Origin of the sequence: Caballeronia sp. LZ033, from assembly GCF_031451265.1 — a bacterium.
In the GTDB taxonomy this organism is placed as follows: Bacteria; Pseudomonadota; Gammaproteobacteria; order Burkholderiales; family Burkholderiaceae; genus Caballeronia.
Genome location: NZ_JARUXQ010000004.1, coordinates 633,601 through 659,271 on the forward strand (window position 1 = coordinate 633,601; position 25,671 = coordinate 659,271).

General features: G+C 65.2%; 23 protein-coding genes. 14 read left to right on the forward strand and 9 right to left on the reverse strand.

From position 1 onward, the window contains the following. Positions 1–277: 277 nt before the first annotated feature. Positions 278–2,872: a bifunctional lysylphosphatidylglycerol flippase/synthetase MprF gene (mprF, locus tag QCE62_RS30120; protein WP_309926196.1), complete on the forward strand. Its 2,595-nt coding sequence runs from the start codon at positions 278–280 to the stop codon at positions 2,870–2,872. Then, positions 2,869–4,164, forward strand: coding sequence for an AcvB/VirJ family lysyl-phosphatidylglycerol hydrolase (locus QCE62_RS30125; protein WP_309926197.1), 1,296 nt, complete (start codon positions 2,869–2,871; stop codon positions 4,162–4,164). The genes mprF and QCE62_RS30125 overlap by 4 nt, the downstream gene beginning before the upstream one ends. Positions 4,165–4,208: 44 nt before the next feature. Here the strand turns inward: QCE62_RS30125 and QCE62_RS30130 are convergent, their stop codons facing one another. Both QCE62_RS30130 and QCE62_RS30135 read right to left on the reverse strand, forming a co-directional pair. After that, complete coding sequence (locus QCE62_RS30130; protein WP_309926200.1) at positions 4,209–4,718, reverse strand: DUF1993 domain-containing protein; 510 nt, start codon at positions 4,716–4,718, stop codon at positions 4,209–4,211. 140 nt (positions 4,719–4,858) lie between these two features. Next, entirely contained in the window at positions 4,859–5,038 is a 180-nt protein-coding gene (locus QCE62_RS30135) for an oxidoreductase-like domain-containing protein (protein WP_309926202.1), read from the reverse strand. Between the two features lie 174 nt (positions 5,039–5,212). Here QCE62_RS30135 and QCE62_RS30140 point away from each other — a divergent pair, with 174 nt between their 5' ends. The 3 genes from QCE62_RS30140 to QCE62_RS30150 all read left to right on the forward strand — a co-directional run bounded on the left by QCE62_RS30140 (position 5,213) and on the right by QCE62_RS30150 (position 10,553). Next, positions 5,213–7,660, forward strand: a complete 2,448-nt coding sequence (locus QCE62_RS30140) for a penicillin acylase family protein (protein WP_309926204.1) — start codon at positions 5,213–5,215, stop codon at positions 7,658–7,660. Positions 7,661–7,790: 130 nt separating this feature from the next. After that, positions 7,791–9,260 carry a M20 family metallopeptidase gene (locus tag QCE62_RS30145; protein WP_309926206.1) on the forward strand — a complete coding sequence of 490 codons (1,470 nt, stop codon included), beginning with the start codon at positions 7,791–7,793 and terminating at the stop codon, positions 9,258–9,260. Between the two features lie 183 nt (positions 9,261–9,443). Continuing rightward, complete coding sequence (locus QCE62_RS30150; protein WP_309926208.1) at positions 9,444–10,553, forward strand: malate/lactate/ureidoglycolate dehydrogenase; 1,110 nt, start codon at positions 9,444–9,446, stop codon at positions 10,551–10,553. A gap of 76 nt (positions 10,554–10,629) precedes the next feature. Here QCE62_RS30150 and QCE62_RS30155 read toward each other — a convergent pair whose 3' ends face one another. After that, complete coding sequence (locus QCE62_RS30155) at positions 10,630–11,535, reverse strand: NAD-dependent epimerase/dehydratase family protein (RefSeq protein ID WP_309926209.1); 906 nt, start codon at positions 11,533–11,535, stop codon at positions 10,630–10,632. A gap of 199 nt (positions 11,536–11,734) precedes the next feature. Here QCE62_RS30155 and QCE62_RS30160 point away from each other — a divergent pair, with 199 nt between their 5' ends. Next, on the forward strand, positions 11,735–12,127 hold the full coding sequence (locus QCE62_RS30160) for a RidA family protein (protein ID WP_309926211.1): 393 nt from the start codon (positions 11,735–11,737) through the stop codon (positions 12,125–12,127). Between the two features lie 16 nt (positions 12,128–12,143). Here QCE62_RS30160 and QCE62_RS30165 read toward each other — a convergent pair whose 3' ends face one another. Continuing rightward, positions 12,144–13,865, reverse strand: a complete 1,722-nt coding sequence (locus QCE62_RS30165; RefSeq protein ID WP_309926213.1) for an acid phosphatase — start codon at positions 13,863–13,865, stop codon at positions 12,144–12,146. A gap of 226 nt (positions 13,866–14,091) precedes the next feature. Then, on the reverse strand, positions 14,092–14,886 hold the full coding sequence (locus tag QCE62_RS30170; RefSeq protein ID WP_309927505.1) for a sulfite exporter TauE/SafE family protein: 795 nt from the start codon (positions 14,884–14,886) through the stop codon (positions 14,092–14,094). A 179-nt stretch (positions 14,887–15,065) separates the two neighbouring features. Here QCE62_RS30170 and QCE62_RS30175 point away from each other — a divergent pair, with 179 nt between their 5' ends. Next, a complete protein-coding gene (locus tag QCE62_RS30175) occupies positions 15,066–17,342 on the forward strand; it encodes an amylo-alpha-1,6-glucosidase (protein ID WP_309926214.1) in 2,277 nt (758 codons plus the stop codon). 46 nt (positions 17,343–17,388) lie between these two features. On the opposite strand, the gene QCE62_RS30180 is transcribed toward QCE62_RS30175, so the two are convergent. Next, complete coding sequence (locus tag QCE62_RS30180) at positions 17,389–18,570, reverse strand: 4-hydroxybenzoate 3-monooxygenase (RefSeq protein WP_309926215.1); 1,182 nt, start codon at positions 18,568–18,570, stop codon at positions 17,389–17,391. Positions 18,571–18,772: 202 nt separating this feature from the next. Next, positions 18,773–19,813 (reverse strand): aldo/keto reductase, encoded by a 1,041-nt coding sequence (locus tag QCE62_RS30185; protein ID WP_309926217.1) that lies wholly within the window; start codon positions 19,811–19,813, stop codon positions 18,773–18,775. A 216-nt stretch (positions 19,814–20,029) separates the two neighbouring features. Between QCE62_RS30185 and QCE62_RS30190 the strand changes: the two genes are divergently transcribed. From QCE62_RS30190 to QCE62_RS30210, 5 genes are all read left to right on the forward strand, one after another. Beyond that, entirely contained in the window at positions 20,030–21,037 is a 1,008-nt protein-coding gene (locus tag QCE62_RS30190) for an AraC family transcriptional regulator (RefSeq protein ID WP_309926219.1), read from the forward strand. A gap of 165 nt (positions 21,038–21,202) precedes the next feature. Then, positions 21,203–21,586, forward strand: coding sequence for a hypothetical protein (locus tag QCE62_RS30195; protein ID WP_309820075.1), 384 nt, complete (start codon positions 21,203–21,205; stop codon positions 21,584–21,586). 85 nt (positions 21,587–21,671) lie between these two features. After that, positions 21,672–21,809, forward strand: coding sequence for a hypothetical protein (locus QCE62_RS30200; protein ID WP_309926221.1), 138 nt, complete (start codon positions 21,672–21,674; stop codon positions 21,807–21,809). Positions 21,810–21,864: 55 nt separating this feature from the next. Then, positions 21,865–22,389 carry an RNA polymerase sigma factor gene (locus tag QCE62_RS30205; protein ID WP_309820080.1) on the forward strand — a complete coding sequence of 175 codons (525 nt, stop codon included), beginning with the start codon at positions 21,865–21,867 and terminating at the stop codon, positions 22,387–22,389. Then, the gene (locus QCE62_RS30210; protein ID WP_309926223.1) at positions 22,386–23,180 is read left to right on the forward strand and encodes an anti-sigma factor; all 795 of its coding nucleotides are present in this window, start codon (positions 22,386–22,388) and stop codon (positions 23,178–23,180) included. The genes QCE62_RS30205 and QCE62_RS30210 overlap by 4 nt, the downstream gene beginning before the upstream one ends. An 87-nt stretch (positions 23,181–23,267) precedes the next feature. On the opposite strand, the gene QCE62_RS30215 is transcribed toward QCE62_RS30210, so the two are convergent. Next, positions 23,268–23,489: a hypothetical protein gene (locus QCE62_RS30215; RefSeq protein ID WP_309820084.1), complete on the reverse strand. Its 222-nt coding sequence runs from the start codon at positions 23,487–23,489 to the stop codon at positions 23,268–23,270. A 422-nt stretch (positions 23,490–23,911) separates the two neighbouring features. On the opposite strand from QCE62_RS30215, the gene QCE62_RS30220 reads away from it, so the two are divergent. Further along, positions 23,912–24,436 carry an Rrf2 family transcriptional regulator gene (locus tag QCE62_RS30220; RefSeq protein WP_309926226.1) on the forward strand — a complete coding sequence of 175 codons (525 nt, stop codon included), beginning with the start codon at positions 23,912–23,914 and terminating at the stop codon, positions 24,434–24,436. 15 nt (positions 24,437–24,451) lie between these two features. Here QCE62_RS30220 and QCE62_RS30225 read toward each other — a convergent pair whose 3' ends face one another. Next, the gene (locus tag QCE62_RS30225; protein WP_309820088.1) at positions 24,452–24,874 is read right to left on the reverse strand and encodes a BspC domain-containing protein; all 423 of its coding nucleotides are present in this window, start codon (positions 24,872–24,874) and stop codon (positions 24,452–24,454) included. A gap of 232 nt (positions 24,875–25,106) precedes the next feature. On the opposite strand from QCE62_RS30225, the gene QCE62_RS30230 reads away from it, so the two are divergent. Further along, entirely contained in the window at positions 25,107–25,652 is a 546-nt protein-coding gene (locus tag QCE62_RS30230; protein WP_309926227.1) for a putative glycolipid-binding domain-containing protein, read from the forward strand. Positions 25,653–25,671: the final 19 nt, after the last annotated feature.

Genomic DNA, 25,671 nt, shown 5'->3' on the forward strand with positions numbered 1-25,671 from the left:
ATTACAATCAGTAATAACGGAAGCGCCGCAGCAGCGGCTGCTAACCTTACAGTCCGTACTTTTCCCAATATGCGTCAAGTCGGGTCAACCGTCGCCGTTATATAGGCGTTTCATTGCCTGAAGCCATTTGTATGGCGCGAGCGCGGGCGACCCGAGCCGAAAGCGCGTTTTCTGAGCGCGTGTGGCGCGTACGGTGCGCGAGCCCGATAACCCCGATGTACCGCTGCCCCCGGCGATTCCTCGCCGGCTGGCATCGTGAGCCAGTCTGATAGAACGCATGTCCCGCACAAAGTTGCTCGCCCGGCTTCGCGCCATCGCCCCGTCCGGCCCCACGGCCGGCGGCTTCCAGCTTCAGCGGCTCGCCGCGCCCGTCCTGACGGTCGTGATCTGCGTGCTGCTCCTGATCGTCTTCCAGCATCTTTCGCGCGCGGTCGACTATAAGTCGGTCGTGCATTCGCTGCGCGTGATGACGCCGCAAGCCTGGCTCGCCGCGCTGTTCGCCACCGCGCTGTCCTTCGCCGCACTCGTCGGGCGCGATGCGGTCGGGTTGCGGCACATCGGCGTGACGCTGCCGCGCTCGCTGCTGTGGGTCGGCGCGACGGTCGGCTCGGCGCTCGGCAACGTCACCGGCTTCGGCGCGCTGACGGGCGGCGCGGTGCGTTGCCGCGTCTATGGCGCCTCCGGCGTGACGCCCGCGCAAGTCGGCCGGCTCACCCTGTTCACCAGCATCACGCTGGCGCTCTCGCTGGCCTTCATGGCCGCGGCCGGCATGCTGTTCGACGCGCACACGCTCGCGGCCCTGCTGCATCTGCCGCCCGCCGCACTCCGCGCGACGGGCGCAGCGCTGCTGGCCGTGTTCGCCGCGATGGTCCTGCTGTGCGGCCGCGCGCCGCGCACGCTGCAGTCGCGCTGGAAGTGGGTGTCGTTCACCGTGCCGGCGCGGCGCGATTTCGTCGCGCAGGCGGCGCTGGCCGTCGTCGATGTCTTCGGCGCGGGCCTCGCGCTCTGGGCGCTGCTGCCAAATCCGCAAGTCGGCTTCATCGACTTCATGACGGTCTTCTCGGCCGCGATGCTGCTCGGCATGATCGGTCATACGCCGGGCGGCGTCGGCGTGTTCGAGGCAGCGATGGTCTTCGCGCTCGGCGGCAGCGCGCAGACGCCCGACGTGGTCGCGGCGCTGCTCGCCTATCGCGCGATCTACTTCGGCCTGCCGCTGATCCTCTCGGCCGGCGTGATGGCCGCCTTCGAAGGCCGCGCGCTGAAAGGCCGCTTCGGCTTCCTGAGCCCGCATCACGTGTCGCAGCTCGCGCCGGTGTTCCTGTCGATCGTCACGTTCGCGGCCGGCACCATGCTCGTCATCTCCGGCGCGACGCCGGCCTTCAAGATGCGCATCGCGCTCCTGCAGACCCTCGTGCCGCTGTGGGTGCTGGAAAGCTCGCAACTGCTCGGCTCCGTGCTCGGCGTGCTGCTGCTGTTCGTCGCGCGCGGCCTGCTGCGCCGGCTCGACGCCGCCTGGTGGCTCGCGCTGGGCCTGGCGGTCGCCAACCTGGCGCTGTCGCTGGCGAAGGGTCTGGCCTTCGTCGAAGTCGGCGTGCTGGCATTCCTGATCGTGCTGCTGGTGCTGACGCGCGAGCGCTTCAACCGCCGTTCGTCGCTGTTTGCCGAGCGTTTCACGGCGACCTGGCTGATCTCGATCGGCGTCGTGATGGCGTTCGCCTTCTGGATCATGTTCTTCGCGTTCCGCGACGTGCCGTACAGCGGCGATCTCTGGTGGCAGTTCGCGTTCGACGAGCGCGCCCCGCGTGCGCTGCGCGCGACGCTCGCCGCGGCTGTGTTCGGCACGGTGTTCGCCGTGTGGCAGCTGCTGCGTCCGGCGGCGGGCCGTTTCGTGAAGCCCGCGCCGCAGGATCTCGCCGATGCCGCGCGCATCTTCCGCGCGCAGGAACGCAGCGACGCCGGCCTCGCGATGATGGGCGACAAGAGTTTCCTGTTTTCGGAGTCGCGCGAAGCCTTCCTGATGTACGCCAAGCACGGCCGCACGTGGGCCGCGCTGCATGATCCGGTGGGTCCGCGCCGCGAGTGGGCGGAGCTGATCCGCAAATTCGTGGAACTGGCGCATGCACACAACGGCCGCGCCGCGTTCTATCAGGTGCGCGCCGACGCCTTGCCGCTGTATCTCGACGCCGGCCTGACGCTGATGAAGCTCGGCGAGGAAGCGCACGTGGCGCTGGCGGACTTCGACCTGAAGGGATCGCACCGCTCGCATCTGCGCTATGCGCTCAAGCGCGGCGAGCGCGATGGCTTCGATACCGAGGTCATCGGGCCGGACCGCATCGTCGCCAGCCTGCCGATGCTGCGCGCCATCTCCGACGACTGGCTCGACAGCCGTTCCGCGCGCGAGAAAAGCTTTTCGGTGGCGGCGTTCACGGAGGACTATCTGTCGGCGCAATCGGTGCTGCTGGTCCGGCAGCAGGGCGTGCCGGTGGCGTTCGTCACCTTCATGACCACCGACATGAACACCGAAGCGACCGTCGGCGTGATGCGCCATGTCGAAGCGGCGTCGTCGTACGCGATGGAGTATCTCTTCACGAAGCTCGCGCTGCATCTGAAGGAAACGGGCTTCAAGTCGCTGTCGTTGGGCATCGCGCCTTTATCGGGCATGGAGCCGACGCCGCTCGCGTCGCACTGGCACCGCTTCGCCGGCCTCGTCTGGCGTTTCGGCGGACGCTTCTACAACTTCCGCGGGCTGCGCGGATTCAAGAGCAAGTTCCAGCCGCGCTGGGAGCCGCGTTATCTGGCGGCATCCGGTTCGGTTGGCGTATTTTTCACTTTGGCGGATCTCTCGCTTCTCGCGGGCGGCTGGCGTTCATGACATTCCTTTGCAAGAAAGCGGCGGCGTTCGTAGCCGCCGCCGTGTGTGCTGTTTCCTGGCTGGGCGCGGCGCATGCCGCTGAATCGATTCCCGGCGGCCGCTACGGCCAAGTGACGCTGACGAAACCCGCCGGCGACATGACCGGTTTCGTCGTGCTGTTTTCGGAGAAGAGCGGCTGGAGTCCGTCGGACCAGCAGGCCGCTGACGCCCTCGCCGCGAAAGGCGCGATGGTGATCGGCGTCGATACGCTGAAATACGCGGCGCAGGTGAAGGCGGACAAGAGCGAGAAGGAGTGTCACAACCTGGTCGGCGATGCGGAGAACATGAGCCATCAGCTCGAGCGCACCGTGCAGACGAACCACTACTATTCGCCGATCCTCGCCGGCACGGGCCAGGGCGCGGCGCTCGCCGAGAGTTCGCTGCGGCAGGCTCCGGACAATACGGTGGCGGGCGCGGTGTCGCTCAACGCCGATGCCCAGCTCGACGCCCGGTTCGATCCGTGTCCGCCTGACCCGACCATCATCCACGCCCAGGGTTTGCCGGGGTTTCTGGAGCGCGCGGCGGCGCCGCAGCCGGGTCATTCAAAGGCCGATGCGCTGGTCGCGCTGACCGCGCCGCACCTGAAGAAGGCCGAGCCGGTCGCCGAGGGCGATGTCTCCGATCTGCCGCTGATCGAACTGCGCGCTGACAAGGCGACCGATCTGCTCGCCATCGTGATTTCCGGCGACGGCGGCTGGCGCGATCTCGACAAGACCATGGCGCTTGCGTTGCAGCGTGACGGGGTGTCGGTGATCGGCATCGATTCGTTGCGCTACTTCTGGAGCGAAAAAACGCCGCAGCAGACGGCCAACGACCTCGCTCGCGTGATCCGCTTCTACAACGCGCGCTGGCATACGAGCCACGTGGCGCTGCTGGGTTACTCGTTCGGCGCCGACGTCATGCCGTTCGCCTACAACCGTCTGCCGGACGGGGTGCGCGAACAGGTGTCGTACATCTCGCTGATGGGCTTTTCGCCCGCCGCCGATTTCCAGATCCGCGTGACGGGCTGGCTCGGCATGCCGGCGAGCGACAAGGCGCTGAAGGTGCGGCCGGAACTGAACAAGGTGCCGCCGGCGATGGTGCAATGCATCTACGGTGAGAAGGAAGAAGACACGCTATGCCCGGACCTGACGAAGACAGGTATTGAAGTGGTGAAGCTGCCGGGCGACCACCACTTCGGCGGCGACTACGACGCGCTCGCGCGCCGGATTCTCGCCGGCTGGCGCAAGCAGATCGCGGCGCGGCAGGGGTGAGCGGGACGGTTCGTCCCGCAGCGCCCGGCGTCTTCACTTGAGTCCTACTTGAGCGGACCGAGGAAATCCCGTTTGCCGATCGGCGCGCCGAGATGGCGCAGGATGTCGTGCGTCGTGACGACGTGGAAATAGAAGTTCGGCAGCCCGAAGCCGAGCAGATAATCGACGCCGGAAAACGACGGCGAAAAGTCCGGAAACTTCAGCGTGACCGTGCGCGCTTCGCTGTCGACGAGTGTGGACTTGTCGATGCTCGTCAGAAACGCAATCGTCTTCTCGATGCGCGCCTGCAGTGACGCGAAGCTGTCCTCGTCGTCCTCGAAACGCGGCGCCTCGACGCCTGACAGGCGTGCCGCCGACAGTTTGGCTGTGTCGCTGGCGCGCTGGATCTGCGCGACGAGCGGCAGCATGTCGGGTGCGAGCCGGGCGTTGAGGACATCTGCGTGGGCGAGGCCTTTCTGGTCCGCGAAGGCGGCGCCTTTGGCGAGCAGATCCGCGCACACTTCGAGGCCGCGGATGAAGACGGGAATCGATGCGTGATACATCGTGAGAGACATGGGGCGCTGCTCCTAGAGAATGGTTTTTGCCTGCCTTTTGCCTGCTACCAGGCAGCCGGAACCGGCTCCGGCCGACAGGGGGACACCAGCATAGCGCCGTGCCCGCGTAACTGCTCGGATCGCCGGACGAAAGCCGTCTGTCAATCGTCCCGGGCTGCTTGCGGACGATGACGCGCTTCCCACGCCGCCAGTTCCGTCCGATAGCGCGCTAGCGCTTCGTCATAAAGATCGAACACGCAGGGGTCGCAGCCGCTTTGACAGCAATCTCCAGGCAGCGGGGATTCGGGCGGAGTGGGGCGGGGATCGTCGGAATCGGTCATCTTCGGGGTGAATGGTCAGGGGCGGCACCGGTTCGCGATACCACCGCGAGCGGCTAGACTTTGGCGGTGCATGCTTCGCACCCGATGCGATACTGCGCGCGGACAGTGGTTCGCCCATCGTCACGGCTTCATGGTTTCATGGTGTCACGCTGACTGGACCGAGGGACTCGCGCGATGAATCAGACCATCAGCCTCGTCATCTCCGGTATGCTCGCGAGCGTTTTGCTGGCCGGTTGCGCCTATCCGCCGCCATCGTCCGATGGCGGTCCGCCGTCTGCACAGTTCACACAGAGCACGAGCACCTGGAGCGCCGAAATCCGCCGCACCCGTGACGGCATTCCGCACATCCGCGCCGCCGACTGGGGCAGTCTGGGTTTCGGTTTCGGGTATGCACAGGCGGACGATAACCTCTGCACGCTCGCCGATGCCTTCGTCACCTATCGGGGCGAGCGTTCCGCCTTCTTCGGCGCGGATGCCCGTCCTTCCGCGCCCGCGACCTTCGGTCAGCCGCGCAATATCGACTCGGACTTCTTCTTCAAGCTGATCGGCGAGCAGGCGAATCTCGACCGCTTTCGCGCGGCGCAGCCGGCCGACTTGCGCAATCTTATCGATGGTTTCGCCAGTGGCTACAACCGCTATCTCACCGAAATCGATGCAGGCCGTTCGCCGGGCGCGCATGCGGCGTGCCGGGGCAAGCCGTGGATCGCGAAGATCAGCGCCGACGATATCTACCGGCGTCTGATCGCGGCCAATCTGGCCGGCGGTTCGGTGCGCTTCATCACGCCGATCGCGATGGCCCATCCGCCGAGCGCGGCCACCACCGCGCCGCGCGGCGCACTCGACGCGCCGCAGCAGACCGCGAACACGCTGCGTTTTGCGATCGGCGACACGCCCGGCATCGGCAGCAATGCGCTTGCGTTCGGCGCTCCGGTGACACACGACGGACGCAGCATCCTGTTCGGCAATCCGCACTGGTTCTGGCGTGGCCCGGACCGTTTCTATCAGGCGCAGCTGACCATTCCGGGCAAGGTGAATGTCGCGGGCGTGTCGTTTCTCGGCGTGCCGCTGATCGTGCTCGGCTTCAACGAGAACGTCGCGTGGACGCATACGGTGTCGAGCGCGCGGCGCTTCGGCATCTTCCAGCTCACGCTGGATCCGGCTGATCCGACGCGCTATCTCGTCGACGGCCAAAGCGAGGCCATGACGCCCGTGCCGCTCACGGTGCGCGCGCGGCGCGCCGACGGTTCCTTCGAGATGGTCGCGCGCACGCTCTACAAGACGCGCTATGGTCCGGTCGTCGATCTGTCGGCGCAGGCGCCGGGCCTCGGCTGGAATGCGCAGCGCGCCTACGCGCTCGCCGACGTCAATGCCGACAACCTGCGCGCCTTCCAGAACTTCTTCGCGTGGAACCAGGCGCGTTCGCTGAACGACTTCATCGCGATCCAGAAACGCTACGCCGGGATGCCGTGGGTCAACACGTTCGCCATCGGTCGCGGCGATGCACGCGTGTGGTTCGCGGACATCGGCCCGATTCCCGATGTCCCCGACGATCTCCTGGAAACCTGCACGACGCCCGCCGGCCGTGCGTTCGCGGGGCGCGTGCCGGGCGTGCCGTTCCTCGACGGCGCACGGAGCGCCTGCGCGTGGCGCGTCGATCCGGCCAGCGCGCAAGCGGGTGCGCTGGCCGTCGGGCAGATGGCGAACACCGTGCGCGGCGACTATGTCGGCAACTTCAATGACAGCTACTGGCTCACCAACGCCAACGCGCCGTTGACGGGCTATCCGCGCATCGCCGGGGCCACGCGCGTCGAGCAATCGCTGCGCACGCGCTATGGCCATCTGCTCGCCGCGCGCCTGCAACGCGAGCGCGGCGGGGTGACGCGCGACGCGCTGGAAACGGCCGTGCTCGAGACTCACTCGATGTCCGAACGGCTGTTCCGCAAGCCGCTGCTCGACGCCGTCTGCACTGTCAACGATGCGCTGTCCAACCTGCACGACGCCTGCGAGGTGCTGCGCCAGTGGAACGGGACGGCGGACATCGACGCGCGCGGCGCCAACCTGTGGGACGAGTTCTGGATGCGCATCACGCGCATTGCGCCCGAGCGGCTGTACGTAGCGGGTTTCGATCCGGACAAGCCGCTTGCGACGCCGGCCGACTTCAACGTCGACAATCCGGCCGTGCTGCAGGATCTGCGTCAGGCGCTGGGCGGCGCGGCGCTTGCGCTCAGGCTGAACGGCTTCGCGCTCGATTCGCGACGCGGCGACATTCTCTACACCACTCGCCAGGGCGCGCGCGTGCCGCTCTACGGCGGGTGTGACGAGGCGGGATACTTCACGGTCGTGTGCGCGCGGCGGCCGCTGGACGCGAAAGGCTATCCGATGGATCCGAACGGGCAGGGCGACAGCTATGTCCAGGTCGTGACGTTCGGCGCAGATGGAGTGGACGGCGTGGAGGCCGACACGATGCTGTCGCACTCCGAATCGGACGATCCGGCCTCGCCTCACTCCGCCGACGCAACCCGCGCATTCGCGGCGAAGCGCTGGGCGCGCTTCCCTTTCACCGAGCAGGCAATCGACGCCGATCCTGCCGTGACGCGCGTGGTGGTATCGGCTGCGCCGTGATGATGTAGCCGGAACGCAGTCCCCAGTCGATAGAGCGAAGTCAAACAAATTGTATGAGCAATGAGTCGCAATTCGAATCTGGCGTGAAACCCGTCTATCATGAGATTTTTGCTTCAATGGACACACGCTCATGACTACCGGCGGCGGCATGCAACACGACGAGGCGGTGCAGCTGGACTCCGCTGCGCTGCGCGATTTTGTGGAACGCAAGTGGAACGACGAGATCGTTCCGGCGCTGACTGACTACATCGCGATTCCCGCAAAGAGCCCGATGTTCGACCACGATTGGGCGGGCCATGGCTTCATCGAGCGCGTGGTCACGGACGCGGTGGACTGGGTGAAGACGCAGCCGGTCAAGGGGCTCAAGGTGGAGATCGTGCGCCTGGCCGGACGCACGCCGGTGATCTTCTTCGAGGCACCCGCGACCCGTTCGGGCAGCACGGAAACCGTGGTGCTGTACGGCCATCTGGACAAGCAGCCGGAATTCGAAGGCTGGCGCAACGACCTCGGCCCCTGGACGCCGAAGTTCGAGAACGACAAGCTCTATGGCCGCGGCGGCGCCGACGACGGCTACGCCACCTACGCCAGCATCACGGCGCTCGCTGCGCTGGACGCACAAGGCGTGGAGCGGCCGCGCTGCGTGGGCATCATCGAGACTTGCGAGGAGTCGGGCAGCTATGACCTGCTGCCCTACATCGACGCGTTGCGCGACAGACTCGGCGAGGTCGGTCTGGTGATCTGCCTGGATTCGGGCGCCGGCAACTACGATCAGCTGTGGCTGACCACGTCGCTGCGTGGTCTGGTCGGCGGCGACCTCGAAGTGCAGGTGCTCGACGAGGGCATTCATTCGGGCGGCTACGGCGGCATTGCACCGTCGACGTTCCGCATCATGCGGCAGTTGCTCGAGCGCCTCGAGGACGCGAGCACCGGCGATCTCCTGCCGAAGAACTTTCATTGCGAGATCCCGTTGCTGCGGCAGCGCGAAGCGGCAGTCACCGCCGATATCCTCGGCGACGATGTCTGGAAAAAGCTGCCGTGGAGCTGCGGGCAGGACGGCGGCAGTGTCCTGCCGACCACCACCGACCCGCACGAGGCGTTGCTCAATTCCACCTGGCGTCCCTCGCTGACCGTGACAGGCGCGGCCGGCCTGCCAGCGCTCGCCGACGCCGGCAATGTGCTGGCGCCGCGTACGGCGTTCAAGTTGTCGTTGCGCCTGCCGCCGCTCGTCGAGGCCACGGCGGCGGTGGCCCAACTGAAGTCCTTGCTCGAACTCGATCCGCCCTATAACGCCCGGGTGACGTTCAAGCCAGAGGCGGGAGCGGCGACAGGCTGGAATGCGCCCGACCTCGCACCCTGGCTCGCCGGCTCGCTGAGCGAGGCGTCGCGGCGGCACTTCGGCGCGGATGTGGCCTTCATGGGGCAGGGCGGCACGATTCCATTGATGAATACGCTGAAGGAAGGCTTCCCGCGCTCGCAGTTCATGGTGTGCGGCGTGCTCGGCCCGAAGTCGAACGCGCATGGGCCGAATGAATTCCTTCATGTGCCTTATGCGAAGAAGCTGACGGCTTCGGTGGCGGAGGTGATTGCGCTGGCGCCTTGACAGCGAGGTTTTTGCAAGACACAGGCTTCAGCAAGGCCCGGCTTGTCCGGGCTTTTTGTCGGCCGTTCGCGGAAAACTGTGAATTCAAACTGGTAAGGCCAGTTGATCGTCGGTAAAGTGATAGGCCCGCACGCGTCCCGACGCCGGACGCGCAAGCCCATCATCATGGAGACGAGTCTTGCAATGAACGCATCTTCCACGCCCAGCACGAACGCCCCGGAACGGCGCATTGCCGCCGACACGCTGCACGCCTATGTCAGCGCCATCTGGACGCACGCGGGCAGTGCGCCGCGCGAGGCCGAACTGATCGCGGACCACCTCGTGATGTCGAACCTGTCGGGGCACGATTCGCATGGCATCGGCATGATTCCGCGCTATGTCGCTTCGCTCGGCGAAGGGCAACTGCAACTCAACACGCATGCCGAAATCGTGCGCGATGCCGGCGCGGTGTTGAGCATCGACGGCCGCAAGGGCTTTGGCCAGGTCGTCGCCTATGAGGCGATGGAACATGGCATCGAGCGCGCGAAGAAACTGGGTGTATGCGCTGTCGGCCTGCGCAACGCGCATCACATCGGCCGGATCGGTCACTGGGCGGAGCAGTGCGCGAAGGCCGGCCTCGTGTCCTTCCATTTCGTGAACGTCGCGGGCGATCCGCTGGTGGCGCCGTTCGGCGGCATCGACCGCCGTTTCGGCACGAATCCGTTCTGCGCGGCTTATCCGCGCGACGGCAAACCGCCGCTGGTGCTCGACTTCGCGACGGCCGGCATCGCGTACGGCAAGACGCGCGTCGCATACAACAAGGGCGTGAAAGTTGCGCCAGGCATGCTGCTCGATCACGAAGGGCATCCGACTATCGAGCCGAAGGTCATGCACGAGGAGCCGTTCGGTACGTTGACGGCCTTCGGTCTGCACAAGGGCTCGGGGCTCGCCGCGTTGTGCGAGATATTTGGCGGAGCGCTGTCGGGCGGCTATACGACGCATGAAAGCACGCTGGAGAAGACGAGCGCGATCATGAATTGCATGACCTCGGTGATTCTCGACCCGAACGCCTTCGACGCACCCGCCGCACAACAGGAAGCGGAAGCGTTTCTTGCCTGGATGAAGGCTTCGCCGCGTGCCGAGGGCGTAGACGAGATCCTGGCGCCCGGCGATGTGGAAGAAGCGCGCCGTGCGGAATATGGCGCGAAGGGCATTGCCGTCGATCCGACCACGTGGCAACAGATTCGTGAATCGGCGGAGAAATCGGGCATGCCTCAGGCGGATATCGAGCGTTATTCGAGCGAGCTGAAATAAGTCGATGTCTTCGGCCTGCGCGGCAAATTGGTCAAGCCAGTTTGCCGCGCACTGGGGCGCTCAACGCTATCCGTGCTTACGCCGCCTTGGTGACGAGTTCGTTTTCGATCCACTCGATCACGGACGTCCGCTTCGGCTGCCACCCGAGCGTTTCACGGATCCGCTGGCTGCGCACGCGGCTGTTCGAGCCGAGGCCATACGAGGCCATTTCATAGCCCCATTCCTTGATCGCTTCCTCCAGCGGCCAGTCTTCTGGTCCGCGCAGTCCGAGCGCACGCGCCATTGCCATGGTCATGTCGCGGAATTGCGCTTCACCGCTTTCGATGAAATAAAACGTGCACGCGGGCGACTTCTGGAGCGCGAGCCGGTAGGCTTCCACGACATCGTCGATATGCACGTTCGACCAGATATTCAGGCCCCGGCCGACGTGGCGCACAACGCCGCTCTTCCGCGCCTGTCTTTCCAGGCGCGGCAACTGTACGCTGCACGCGCCGGGCACTACGCCATGGCCGTAGATCAGCGTGTTGCACAACACGGCCGAGCGCACGCCGCGGTTGGCGGCGTCGAGCACGAGACGGTCGATGGCGACGCGCGGCGCCTTGTCGGCTGTCGGTTCGGGCAGATCGTCTTCGGTGTAGATCCGCTCGGATGCCTCGCCGCCCGACGCGTCCCCGACGATGCTCGATCCGCTCGTATGCAGGAACGGCTTGTTCGAGCCTTCGAGCGCGCCAAGCAGCGTTTCGACCGCGCCGCGATGATCGCTGCTGGCGGCGTTGATGACGGCGTCGGCGGCTTGGGCTTCGGCGGCGAGCACGGCGGTGTCGTCCAGACTGCCGATTACCGGCTCGATGCCGAGTTGCTTCAAGTCGCCGGCCTGTTCGGCGCGACGGATGAGTCCGCGGACGCGATGTCCGTCACGCGCAAGCCCGGCGGCGATTGAACCGCCGATGAACCCGCCCGCACCCGTGATGAAAATGTTCATGTTCTTGCTCCAGTTGAATGATTCAGAATCGATGAAGCGAGTATGAACCGCTTCGACTTTCGCAAAAACAGCGATAGTTTCAAATCAAACTTGACTGCAGATCAAGAATCCAATGTGTTCGAATCGCTCTTTGTTTGCACGTGCCTGGTTTTCGTGGACCGGCGCTTTCCTCATCATCGACATCAATTGACAGCACGCCATGCCACCCATTGAACTCATCAACGCCCCTGGTCTGCCCATGCCCGCAGGCCATTACAGCCACGCGACGCGGGCGGGCAATCTCGTTTGCGTCTCGGGCCAGTTGCCCGTGCGTCCGGACGGCACGCATACCGGCGATCGCCCGTTCGAAGAGCAGGCCGAGCAGACGCTCGCCAATCTGTGCACCGTGCTGGAGGCGGCGGGCGCAAGCCTCGGCGATTGCATCGAAGTGACGGTGTACCTCGCAGGCGTCGAACACTGGAAGGCGTTCAACGAGATCTACGCGCGCCACTTCGGCGCGTGGAAGCCGGCGCGCGCCGTGGTGCCGGTGAACGCGTTGCACTATGGCTATCTGATCGAGATAGCCGCGCGCGCGTGGATCGAGCGGGACTAGCGGCATATGACCGGCGCTAGGTCAGGTCGAGCGCGGTGGTCAGGTCGCCGAGCGGCGCCTGCCCACGTTCGGCCATCGCCCGGTCTCGTCTGATGACGCCATCCAGCGGTTCAAGATCATGCACGCGCGAGATGAAGCGCAGGATCGAGTTGGTGTCGTGAACGGTGTGATCCACGTAGCCCTTTCTCGCAAGCGGCGAAATCACCAGGGCGGGAATGCGCGAGCCCGGTCCCCAGCGGTCGCCCTTCGGCGGTGACACGTGATCCCACCAGCCGCCGTTTTCGTCCACAGTGACGATGATGACGGTGTTCTGCCACTGCGGCCCGCGCTGGATATGCTCGATGACATTCGAAATGTGGCGGTCGCCCGATGCGACGTCCGCATAGCCCGCATGCATGTTGAGATTGCCCTGCGGCTTGTAGAACGTGACAGAGGGCAGGCGGCCAGCGTCGATGTCAGCGAGCAGCCTGTTCGTGGACGGGTCATCGCCGAGGCCGGCGTCGCGCAGATGTTGGGCGCGCGCTGCCGTGCCGGGCGCGTAGTTGGCGAAGTAGTTGAAAGGCTGGTGGTGATACTGGAAATCCGGCACCGCGCCGGTGTCGCGATGCTCCAGCGCGTACTGCCATGCACCGCTATACCACGCCCAGTCGACGTTCTTCGCGGACAGCCGGTCACCGATGTTCGCGTAGGTCTGAGGCGGCAGCACGAGCGCGTTGGCCCGGTCCGCCAGACGCGGATCGCCGCCGGGTGGAGGGGGCACGTTGCTCGGCTGGAACGGCGGGAACATGGTGTTGACCGCGTAGCCGTCGGCGGTCAGGGCGCCATCGCGGACGAACTTCGGCGGGCCTTCGAGTGCCGACGCCGGAGAATTCGGCGCGAGCTTCAGGCGCGAGCCGGTGGGGTCGTCGCCTTCGACTACAGCCAGCAGCTTGGCTGCCGGACCGGTGCTGGCGTCGGTGTAAAACGGCGGCTGAGCCGAGATCAGGAAGATGTGGTTCAGCCATGACCCACCGAATGCCGACATGAAGAAGTTGTCGCACAACGTGCATTGCTGTGCGAGCCCCCAGAGTCTCAGTGTGTCCGGCGAGTTCTGGTAATGACCCATGACGAGGCCGCCTGAATCGCCCCACGCCGCGAACTGGTTGTTGCGTCCGGCGTTGATCTGCATCTGGTTCTGATAGAACCGGTGCACGAGATCCCGCGTGATGACGGAATTGGGCAGCGGTGCGCCGTTTGCATCGGGAATCTGGAACGGCCCGTTGCGCAAGCCGGTGATCTGCTGCTCGGAAATGGCGTAACGCACGCCGTTCACTTCCTGCGCCTGCGGGACGAGGCCGCCCCAGATCTTCGGCAGCGAGGGCATGGGCGTGACGCCGTCGCGGTCCAGCTGGGTGTAGTGCGACGCAGGCACGGCCGAGAGCGGATATTGAACGCCCGGAAAATTGCCGTAGAGATTGGTGAAGCTGCGGTTTTCCGCGTAGATCACGACAATGTTCCTGACCTGCGCGGCAAGCGTGCGGTCGAGCGCGAGGTCTGCCGCTGTCTTCGGTGTGGACGGTTTCTGCTCGAACAGGTTGCAACCGCTGAGCGTGAGCCCCGCGAAACCCACGCCCGCGACGCCCGCCGCCAGCAGCCTGCGCCGCGCAGGGTCCGCGGGAGCGTCGCTGGCCAAGCCTTCGTTTCTCGATGATGCGTGCTCGTCAGAAAGCTCGTTCTGCGGATGGTCGTTCTGATTCATCGCCTGACTCCTCGTGAAGACACGGCACACGCCCGATGACGCACGCCAGACGCCCGTATTACCCGGCGGTCGATGGAGCGGCCATGATGCCGCATTGGCCGCTCGTGCGAAAGCTGGCCGAATGGGCTAGGACGAATACGGAATCAAACGGCGCCGGGATGCGGCAGGGTCAGAATCGGCCTATATCTTTTGGCCGACTGGAAACCATCATGCGACGTGACTAACATCAACTGAAAACGAGCTTGACTCCCACGAGCACCAGCGTGGCGGCGAGCACGTGTCGCAACAGGGCCTCGGGCGCCTTTGAGGAGAGCATGCTGCCCACGGCAATACCTGGAATGGAGCCCACGAGGAGGGAGGCGAGCAGGGCCCAGTCCACTGAACCGAGCATCCAGTGGCCCGCGCCGGCAATCAGCGTCAGCGGCACGGCGTGGGCCACGTCCGAGCCCACAATGCGCACGGTCGCGAGCCGCGGATACAGCAGCAGGAGCACGGTCACGCCAATCGCGCCCGCGCCCACCGAGGTGATCGAAACCAGCACGCCGAGCACGGCGCCGGTGAAGACGGTCCAGGCAACCGTGCGCGCCGGCCGCTCGGGACGGCTGCGGCCCTTCTGGTAGGCGAGGCGCGCGAGTTGCGGGCGGAAGATGAGTGAAACGGCGGTGATCAGCAGTGCGCTGCCGAGAATTACCTGAATGAGACGGGCGGTATCCGGTGAGCCTATGCCGTGCGCGTGCAGGAAATAGAGCGTGATGGCAGCTGCCGGCACGCTGCCCGCCGCGAGCCGGCCGGTGATGCGCCAGTCCACGGAACCCTTGAGGCCGTGTACCAGCGTGCCGGCGGTCTTGGTTGCGGCTGCATAGAGCAGGTCGGTGCCCACGGCTGTCGCGGGGTGAATGCCGAACAGAAGGACGAGGAGCGGCGTCATCAGCGAACCGCCGCCCACGCCCGTCAGTCCGACGAGGAAGCCCACCGCGAGGCCCGAGGCGGAATAGAGTAGATCAATATGCGGAAATGACATTGCGCGCGGAGAACCCGTCAGGCCCGGTTGAGTCGAAAAACCGTCGATGATAGCGGGTAAGCGCTTTACCGGGTGCATGCAGGTGCCGTCCGCACGGGCGTTCGGCGCATGCCGCGCCACTCCGGGTGCATTCAATCGTAGTTCACGAACACCCTTCAGATCACTTTCAGGAAGGTGCAATGACTAATCAGGAACAGAAGCAGGACCCCGGCCAACAGCAGCAGCAACAGCAACAGCAGCAGCAATCGGAGGGGCAATTGAAGCCTGCCGGCACGGACGAGGCATTCATCCCGACCGAGCATTCGAACATGCCCAGCGAGCGCCAGTTCGTGCTCAAGTCGGGCAACACGTTCGCCGTGTACGACGCCAATGGCGACATCCGTGGCGGCGACGACGGTCTGTTCGTCAACGACACGCGGGTGCTGTCCGAACTCGTCCTGACCTTTGGCGGCCGCGCTCCTTCACTGCTTTCAGGCAGCGTATCGAGCGACAACGCCGTTTTCACCGCGCATCTGACGAACCGCCCATTGCCGCCCATCGGCGGGGCGCGCACGCCGGAAGGCGTGATTCACGTCGAACGCAAGCGCGTGTTGTCCGGGCACGTGCTGCATGAAAGCATCGTCCTCACGAACTACGGCACGGAGCCGTCCACGGTACCGCTGTCCATTTCCTTCAAGGCGGATTTCCTCGACATGTTCGAGGTGCGCGGCGCGAAACGCGGCAAACGCGGCAGCCTGCGCGCGCCGGTGGTGGAGAACGGCGAGGTCGTGCTCCGCTATGTCGGTCTCGATGAAGTGGAGCGCACCGCGCGCATCCAGTTCACGCCGGCGCCGGACGTACTGTCGCCCTCGCGCGCCGACTACGCGCTGCATATCCAGTCGGAGACGGCCATCTCGGTCTATCTGTCCGTCACGGCTGTCACCCGCGCATTGAGCGACGCCAGCGAGGAAAGCAAGCGCAACGCGGCTGAAGCCGCGGAGTGCGAGCCCGAATCAGGGCGGCCGGCCATCCGCGAAGCGCTCGTCGAGGCGCACCGGCGCATGCGGGACCGGCGTCGGGCCAGTGCCCGCGTGCGTTCGAGCAATCCGCTCTTCAGCGAGTGGATCGACCGTTCCCTGGCGGATCTCGGCTTGCTGACCACGGATCTCGACACCGGTCCGTATCCGTACGCCGGCATTCCATGGTTTTCCACGGCCTTCGGGCGTGACGCCATCATCACGTCGCTGCAGATGCTCTGGCTGCATCCCACGCTCGCGCGTGGCGTCCTGCGCTTCCTGGCCGCCCACCAGGCCCGCGAGGATTCGGCGTTCCGCGACGCGGAAATCGGCAAGATCATGCACGAGACGCGCAAGAGCGAGATGGCCGCCACCGGCGAAGTCCCGTTCGCGCTTTATTACGGCGGCGTGGACAGCACGCCGCTGTTCATCGTGCTGGCGGGTGCCTATGCCGAGCGCACCGGCGACCGCGCGTTGCTCGACGAAATCTGGCCCGCGCTGCAACTCGCGGCCGACTGGGTGGCGCGCCACTGCGACAAGAATCCATGGGGCCTGCTCGACTATCAGCGCGCCTCCGAACACGGTCTGGCCAATCAAGGCTGGAAGGACAGCCAGGATTCCGTGTTCCACGCCGACGGCAAGTTTCCCATCGGCCCAATCGCGCTGGTCGAGGTGCAGGGTTATGCATCGACGGCCTTTTCCACGATGGCGCGTCTCGCGCGCGAACGAGGCGAAGAAGAGCGCGCCCGCGAGTTCGAGCGGCGTGCGCGTCACATTCGCGAGCGGGTGGAAGAAATGTTCTGGATGCCGGAGATGGATTTTTACGGCATCGCGCTGGACGGCAAGGGCGATCTGTGCCGCGTGCTGTCATCGAACGCGGGACATTTGCTGGCCTTCGATCTCGTCGACCGGACACGAGGCGAAGCGGTTGCCCGTCAGCTCGAATCCACGCTGTTCCATACCGGCTGGGGCGTGCGCACATTGGCGGCGGGGCAGCCGCGCTTCAACCCGATGTCGTATCACAACGGCTCGGTCTGGCCGCATGACACGGCCCTGTGCGCGCGCGGTCTGGCACGCTATGGCGATCGCGGCGCGGCAGTCGGTCTGTTGCAGGCGCTTTTCGAGGCGGCCGTCACTTTCGACATGCGCCTGCCTGAACTGTTTTGCGGCTTCACGCGGCAGCGCGGCGAACGGCCGATCGCGTACCCGGTCGCGTGTCTGCCGCAGGCCTGGGCAGCCGGCACGCCGTTCATGATCCTGGAAGCGTGTCTGGGCGTGTCGGTGGATGCGGTGAAGGACGAAGTGCGCATCGATCGTCCGCAATTGCCCGAGGGCATCGACTGGCTCGAAATCGGTGACCTGCGGCTCGGCGACAAGAACGTGACGATCACGTTCCGGCGCGTCGGCGGGCAGGTGATTCCGTCGGTCGAGGGGGATGTCCGGGTGGTCGCGGTGCTGTGAGGTGCCCCCACATGGCGCCTCGCAGGCGCCATGCGGGCACAGAAGCTCAAACCGCAACGCTCCCCACGTAGTTCTCGGCAAGCGCGATGGCGGCCGCACGCGACGTCGTCACATGCTCCAGTTCCGCCACCTGGAGACGCTGCTCAAACGGCGAGGTGTCTTCGAGCTTGTGCAGCATGCGCGTCATCCACCAGGAAAAGTGCTCGGCGCGCCAGACGCGTTTGAGCGCAGTTTCCGTGTAATGCGCCAGCTTCTCGCCGCTGCCTTCCTTGTAGAAGTCGACAAGCGCGGCATTCAGCACACGCACGTCGGACACCGCCAGGTTCAGGCCCTTGGCGCCGGTCGGCGGCACGATGTGAGCGGCATCGCCGGCGAGGAACAGCTTGCCGGACTGCATCGGCGTGGACACGAAACTCCGCATGCCGACAATGTTCTTCTGAAAGATCCGGCCTTCGGTGATCTGCCAGCCATCGGCGGTGTCGACGCGTGCGTGCAGTTCGGCCCAGATGCGATCGTCGGACCAGGCATCGACCGTGTCTTTCGGGTCGCACTGGAAGTACATGCGCTGCACGCCCGGCGACCGCGTGCTGATGAGCGCGAAACCGCGGTTGTGACGCGCGTAGATGAGTTCGTCCGAGGAGGGCGGCGCTTCCACCAGAATGCCGAACCAGCCGAACGGATAGATGCGCTGATAGTCCTGCCGCACCGCTTCGGGAATCGACTGCCGCGAGACGCCTTGCGAGCCGTCACAGCCGACAATGAAATCGCATTCGAGCGTTTCGTCGCGGCCCTCGTGCCGGTAGGTGATGCGCGGCTTGCGGTCGCTGCCTCCGTGGAAGTCGTGCAGCGAGACGTCCGATACATTGAACTTGAGCGCGCCATTCGCGGCCAGCCGCGCCGCGACCAGGTCCTTGATGACTTCGTGCTGCGCATAGACCGTGATCGAATGGCCGGTCAGTTCGGTCAGCGCGATGCGGCGGCGCTGTCCCTCGAAAGCCAGTTCGAAGCCGTGGTGCAACGCACCTTCAGCCTGCATCCGCGCGCCCAGACCGGCCTGATTGAGCGTGTCCATCGTGCCCTGTTCGAGCACGCCGGCCCGGATCGTCGATTCGATGTCGTTCTGGCTGCGCGCCTCGAGCACGACGGATTCGATGCCCCGCAGATGCAGCAGATGTGAAAGAAGAAGCCCGGCCGGGCCCGCGCCGATGATGCCGACTTGAGTACGCATGCTTGTCTCCGAGAGGCAATGTGATGTTGTGCGTACAGTGTCGACAGACTGTTTCTATGCAGCAATGCGATAGCCGGGATAGGGAATATCTTATTTCGAGATAAAGGGGGTAAAAGGCAGTAAATCGCCCTGAATCGAGGGTAAATCCCTAGGCCTGACGGGCGGGTGGAAGGCCGCCCGTCGTCCCGCTTCAGGCCGAGGACTAGTCCTTCATCTGCTTCAGACGCGCTTCTCCCTGGCGCGTGAGCATCCAGCCCGGATATTCGGCAGGCAACTGACTGACTTCGTCGAGCGCCGCCAGCTCGTCTTCGTTGAGCTTCACCTGGGTGGCCGCGATGTTGTCGTCGAGTTGTTCGATCCGCTTCGCGCCGATGATCACGCTCGTCACGACCTTCTGGTGCAGCAGCCAGGCCAAAGCAATCTGCGCAACCGTCACGCCCTTCGACTCGGCCATGCGCCGCATCACGTCGACGCAGTCATAAGCGCGGTCCACGTTGACCGGCGGGAAATCGAACTTGCTGCGGCGGCTGCCTTCTTCCTTGCCGCCGTCGCGCGTGAACTTGCCTGAAAGCAGGCCGCCCGCGAGCGGACTCCACACCATCAGGCCGACATTCTCGCTTTGCAGGAGCGGCACGAGTTCGCGCTCCAGGTCGCGACCGGCGATCGTGTAATACGCCTGGAGCGATTCGAAGCGCGCCAGCCCGAGCCGCTCCGAAATCCCGAGCGCCTTCATGATCTGCCACGCGGCCCAGTTCGACACGCCGATGTAACGCACATGTCCGTGCTGCACCAGCGTGTCGAGCGCGCGCAGCGTTTCCTCGATCGGCGTGGCGGGATCGAAACCGTGGATCTGATACAGGTCGACGTGATCCAGTTGCAGGCGTTGCAGGCTCGCCCTGACGCCGTCGATGATGTGATAGCGCGAAGCACCGCGCGAATTGGCGCCCTTGGTGCCGGTTTCGCCAAGAATCTTCGTCGCGACGACCACGTTTTCGCGCGGCACCTTGAGGTTCTTCAGCGCCTGGCCAGTGATGATTTCCGAGCGGCCGTCGGAATACACGTCGGCGGTGTCGATGAAGTTGATCCCCGCATCGAGCGAGCGGCCTACCAGCGTGTCGGCATCCGCTTGCTGCAACTGGCCGATGTTGTCCCAGATTCCGCCGGTCCCGCCGCCGAACGTCATCGTGCCGAGGCACAGTTCGGAGACGAAAAGACCGGTATTGCCGAATTTTCTGTAGCGCATGGTTGCTCCCGAATGGCTGAACGGGCGCGGCATCGCCACGGACTAGCGACGAACCGCCCCGGCAGTGCAGTATCGTCCCGCCGTGCCGCGCGGTCATAGCCTGATCCTGCTCGATCCTTGCCTGTTCCTGCAAACGCATCGGGTGTCCCCGAGCAATCTCCCCCTCGCGCGAGTATCCTGAACGCACTCTCCCATCTCGAAAATGGTCCGGAAATCATGGCTTTGAACGACACACCCGAATTCGCCGGTAAAGAGGAGCACGAGCAGCCGCGGGACGCACGCAACGGCGGGCATGGCGGCCACGCCGATCCCGCGCTGGATCAGGCCCGCCTCGATCTCGTCACGCTGCTGGACCGCTTCACCGCCGGCTGCGAAGGGTCGGTCGAAACGCCGGTGCCGGGGCTGGCCCTGCATCGCATCATGAATCCCGGCGGTCCGAAGCACGGCATCCAGACGCCCGCGCTCGCGCTGATCGCGCAGGGCAGCAAGCGGCTGATGGTCGGCGACGAGGTCTATGTGTACGACCCGATGCACTACCTGGTGTCGTCGGTGGATCTGCCGGTGTGCGGGCAGGTGTCGGTGGCGAGTGAATCAGAGCCGTATCTCGGCATGCGGCTGGAGCTGGATGTCGAGGAAATCACTTCGCTGATCCAGGACGAAAAACTGCCGCCCGCGACCCAGGCCGACGCCTCCCGTGGTCTCTATGTGAACCGCCTGGGCAACTCGATGCTCGACGCGGTCCTGCGTCTGCTGCGGCTCGTCGACACGCCTGAAGACGTGCCGATCCTCGCGCCGCTGGTGAAGCGCGAGATTCTCTATCGGCTGCTGATGAACGGCTCCGGCGCGCGCCTGCGGCAGATCGCGCTGCAGGACAGCCAGACGCAGCGCATTGCCAAGGCCATTCAGCTGCTGCGCCAGTATTTCGATCAGCCGCTGCGCGTGGAAGACATCGCGCGCGACGTGCATATGAGCGTGTCGTCGCTGCATCATCACTTCAAGGCCGTGACCGCGATGAGCCCGCTCCAGTATCAGAAGCAGTTGCGCCTGCAGGAGGCGCGCCGCCTGATGCTGCTCGATATCGCCGATGCCGCGACCGCCGCGCATCGCGTCGGCTACGAGAGCGCTTCGCAGTTCAGCCGGGAGTACAGCCGCCTGTTCGGTGCGCCGCCGCTGCGCGACACGCGCCGCTGGCGCGACGCCACGGCGGCGGCAGCCGGCGTCTGAGCGTGCGTGACATCACGAATCACTGGCCGAGCGCGCCCGAATGGTCTTGAATGGATGCCGTCTGGCGATGCGAGGGCGCTGCCGCATCGATTAATTTCATCGTCCGCGGAATAGTGCAGCGCTGACGAACGTTCTACGGATACTTCTACAACAAGGAAAGATGAAATGAAGAAGCGCATCCTGATGTCCGTCGCCGCGTTTGCCGCTCAGGCCGTGTTCACGGCGGGTTTTGCTTCGTCCGCCCATGCGGCGGCGCCGAAGGAAGCCAACGGCATGGCCGTCGATGAAAACGGCATGACCCTCTATACCTTCGACAAGGATTCGAAAGGCAGCCCGAGCGCCTGCACGGGCGGCTGCGCACAGGCGTGGCCCGCCGCGATGGCCGCCGACTCCGACAAGCCGTCGGGCAAATGGACCATGGAAGCCGCCGACGGGGGCAAGCAGTGGGCCTATGACGGCAAGCGTGTGTACCGTTTCGCGAAGGACACGAAGCCGGGCGACAAGAACGGCGACAACTTCCGCGACGTGTGGCATGTCGTGAAGCCTTGAGTAAGGCGGCACGACGCGGCACCAGGACGGGCTCGCGGAATAAAGCGGCTCGTCCGCCAGTCAATACACTGAAAGGAACACGATCATGAAACGATCGATCGGAGTGACGGCGCTCCTGGTCGCGCTCGTCCTCGGGGCGGGGCTGGCCGGCTGTGCAAGCGGAACGCAGGCGGCGCCTTCATCGGGCGCGCCGGGCGGACCCGCCGGCGGAGGGAGCTACTGATGGCCGATTCGGGGCAGCCGGCGCGATTGCGGTGCCGACGAAGGAAGTCCGGAACGTGAGCTTCGAAGGCGATCTCCTCGCGCACTTGCCGCAGCTGCGCCGCTATGCACGCGCGCTGACGGGCGACCGCGCCTGGGCCGACGATCTCGTGCAGGACGCGACCGAACGCGCGCTGAATCGCGCGGGATCGTTTCATGCAGGCACGAATCTGCGGGCGTGGTTGTTCACCATCATGCGCAACCTGTATATCGATCAGCTGCGTGGTCGGCGTGATATCGCGGTGGACGACGAAACCGCGCCCTGGCGGCAGATGGCCGCGCCGCGCGGAGAAGTCGACGGACTGGTGCTGCGGGACGTGCAGCGCGCGCTCTACTGCCTGCCGGTGGAACAACGCGAAGTGATGCTGCTCGTGTGCGTCGAGGAAATGAGTTATCAGGAGGCATCCGTGGTGTTGAACGTGCCGACCGGAACCGTGATGTCGCGTCTGTCGAGAGCGCGCGAGCACATGCGGGTCCTGCTCGGTGAGGAACCGAACCGCAAGGCTTCGGCGTCGTCGTTGAAAGTGGTGAGCCGCTCATGACAGATCAAGACCGTTCACCCGGTAACGGCGCGCACTCCGGGCAGCCCGTGCCGGATCGCGACCTTCAGGCGCTGTCCGCCTTCGTCGACGGCGAACTGAGCGGCGGCGAGCGCGAGGCCGCGGCCCAGCGCGTCGCCAACGATCCCGCAAGCGAGGCGACCGTGGCCGCCTATCGTGCGCAGGACAATGCATTGCGCGCGCTGTTCGCCGATCAGGGCGAGCCGCAGGTCATCCGTCTGAAGGCGCGTCCGCGCGAGCGCTATCTGCTGGCCGCGTGCTTCATGGTGGTCGGCGGGGCGTGCGGCTTCCTGCTGCACATGCTGCTGCCTGCGCTCGGCGAGTCGAGTCCGCCTTTTGCCGAACGCGCCGACATCGCCTACGCGGTCTATGCGCCCGAGCAACGGCACGCGGTGGAAGTGGCGGCGTCGCAGCAGGATCACCTCGTCACGTGGCTGTCCAAGCGCCTGAACCGTTCGGTGACGATTCCATCGCTGGCGGAATACGGCTTCCAGCTGGTCGGCGGACGGCTGCTGCCGGACGAGGAGGGGCCCGCGGCGCAGTTCATGTACCAGAACGCGGCAGGCGAACGACTCACGCTCTATATGACCACGGCAACCATCCGGCGCAACGACACGAAGATCCGCGTGCTGCGCGACGGGCAGCGCACCACCTTCTACTGGGCGTGGAATCGGGTGGGCTATGCGTTGTCGGGGCAGATCGGCGAGGCGAAGCTGCAGGCGATCGCCTACGATACCTGCAAGGAACTCGGCGGCGATCCGAAGCGCTGGTGACGCGCACCGTCCGCCCATGCAGAAAGGCCGCAGCGATATGGAAATCGCTGCGGCCTTTTTCATGCACTCAGGCGCATGCCCGATGCATCAATAACGATGCGGGGGCGGCGGCGCTACGTGATGATGATGGCTTTCCCATTCACGCCGTTGCCAATAGCGATGCCCGTCCCAGTACCGTTCGCCGTGCCAGCCCACGCTGACGTGATGCGGCGCGTAGTGATGCGTGTCCGCCGAGGCGGCGTTTGCGAGGCCCAAACCCAGGGCCGCGGCAAGGGTGGCGATCAACACACTCTTCTTCGTCTTGTTCATGATGTTTGCTCCTGTTTCGTGTCTGGGCGCTGCGAGTTCGCGCGATCAGCTACAACACAAACTGCGACATGCTCAATCCAGGTTGACTGGGTACTGCACGGGTAAGGTCAGCGATAGTAGTCGCCGTGATGGTGGTGATAACCGCCGCCATCCGGAACGACGATGCAGCCGGACAGCGCACCGCTCAACAACACGCCCAACGCTGCAAGGATCGCTAGTCTTTTCATTGGTTTCTCCCTGTGAATCCATGGAGACCAATGTAGCGGTTAGCAAAATGACAAGCCGTGTTCCTTTGTAAGCAAACGTGTAATCTGAAATATTCGCGACGGCCGTCTGTAAAGGCGTACCCCTGCCTATCAGTGGATTGCACGACTGGTTAAGCAGGGCTATCCTGAACTCCGACATGATGCGTCGGAGTGGACATGGCTCACATCAGCACTGGAGTGGAGTACGCGTTGCACTGCATGCTGTATCTCGCGGAGCCGCCACACGGCGTGCGCGAGGCCGGCGTGCGCGATCTCGCTGAATTGCAAGGCGTGCCGGCGGACTACGTCGCCAAGCTGTTCACGAAGCTGCACAAGGCGGGACTCGTGGTGGCGACGGAAGGCGCGCGCGGCGGTTTTGCGCTTGCGCGGCCATCGAGTGAGATCAGCGTGCTGGATGTCGTCGATGCCATCGATGGCGACAAGCCGCTGTTCGAATGCCGGGAGATTCGCGCACGCTGCGCGGTGTTTGGCGAGGACGCGCCGCCCTGGTCAACCAGCGGTGTATGTGCCGTGCACGCGGTGATGAAGAACGCCGAGAAGCGCATGCGCGAGGCGCTGGCCGCGGACCGTCTGGCGGACCTGGCGGGCCGCGTTCACGCGAAGGCGCCGCGCGCTTACGGGCGGCAGGTCGTCAAGTGGCTGGACGGTCGCACCCTGCAGCGGCGTCCCCGTCAGAGGTAGCTTGAAGCAGGAGGATCAGCGAACGATCTTCGGCTTCATGTTGGGCGTGAGCGAAACGCCCACGACCTGTCCGTCGCGCACGCCGCAACGGCTGTCCATGCGCGTCCATTGTTCCTTGCCGCGCGACTTGGCGAACGCGCGCATCACGATGACCTTGTCCACCGGAATCGGATTGCCGAGGCTCAGGATCGGCGTTTCGCTGTCGATTTTCGCGGCCAGCACGCGGCGGTCGGGGACGATCAGCGTGTCGTACTTCGGCGCGTGTTCCACCCAGCGATCGAATGCCGCGACGCATTGCACGACGGAGTCGGGCACGCGCAATTTGGTCAGATACGAGTAGTCCTCGGGCCGGTCCGGCGTTTCCTGGGCCTGGACGACCTGAAACATCGAAGCCGACAGCGCGAGCGCGAGCAAGGCGGGAGCAAGAGTGTTCTTCATGCGGTGGGCGATCCAAAGAAGCGGGGACGTTCGACAGGCGCGGATCGCCGGGACACGGATCGCGTGAATGGCGCTGTGGCTACGATGCGCGCGCCTGCGCAGGGATGGCGCGGAGTATACCGTGTGAGGTTTCGTGTCGTCGAGCGAAACGCGGCTCCCGAAGGCATATCGAAAGGCTTTGTGACGCGTTGTATCCTTGGGCCGATCCGCATCACGCCGGGGAGGACACGCAATGAAGAGCGCGCGCTGGTCGCAGGAAGATGGCACGGGACTGGAGCATCTCGTGATGGAGGTGTCGGGGAAGGGCGTCGTGATCGAGAGCGCCGTGGTCGGCGAAAGCGATGCGCAGACGTTCGGTCTCGTGTACCGCATCGAATGCGATGCGCGCTGGCAGGTCACGCGCCTCGCACTGAAGCTCGCAGGCGGCGCGGCGCTAGACTTGCATCGCGACGATCACGACGCATGGCGCGATGCGAACGGCACGCCGCTCGATGCGCTGCGCGGCTGCATCGACGTCGATCTCACCGCGACCCCTTTCACCAACACGCTGCCGATCCGCCGGCTCGCGCTCGTACGCGGCGAGCGGCGCGTGATCCGGGTGGCCTACGTGCGCGTGCCCGAGCTTGCGGTCAATGCGGCGGAGCAGGCGTACACGTGTATCGAACCGGGGCGGCGCTATCGCTACGAGGGGCTCGACACGGGCTTCACGGCGGAGATCACCGTCGATGCGGACGGCCTCGTGCTCGACTATCCCGATTTGTTCAAACGGATCGTGTAGAACGTACTACGGCGCGAGC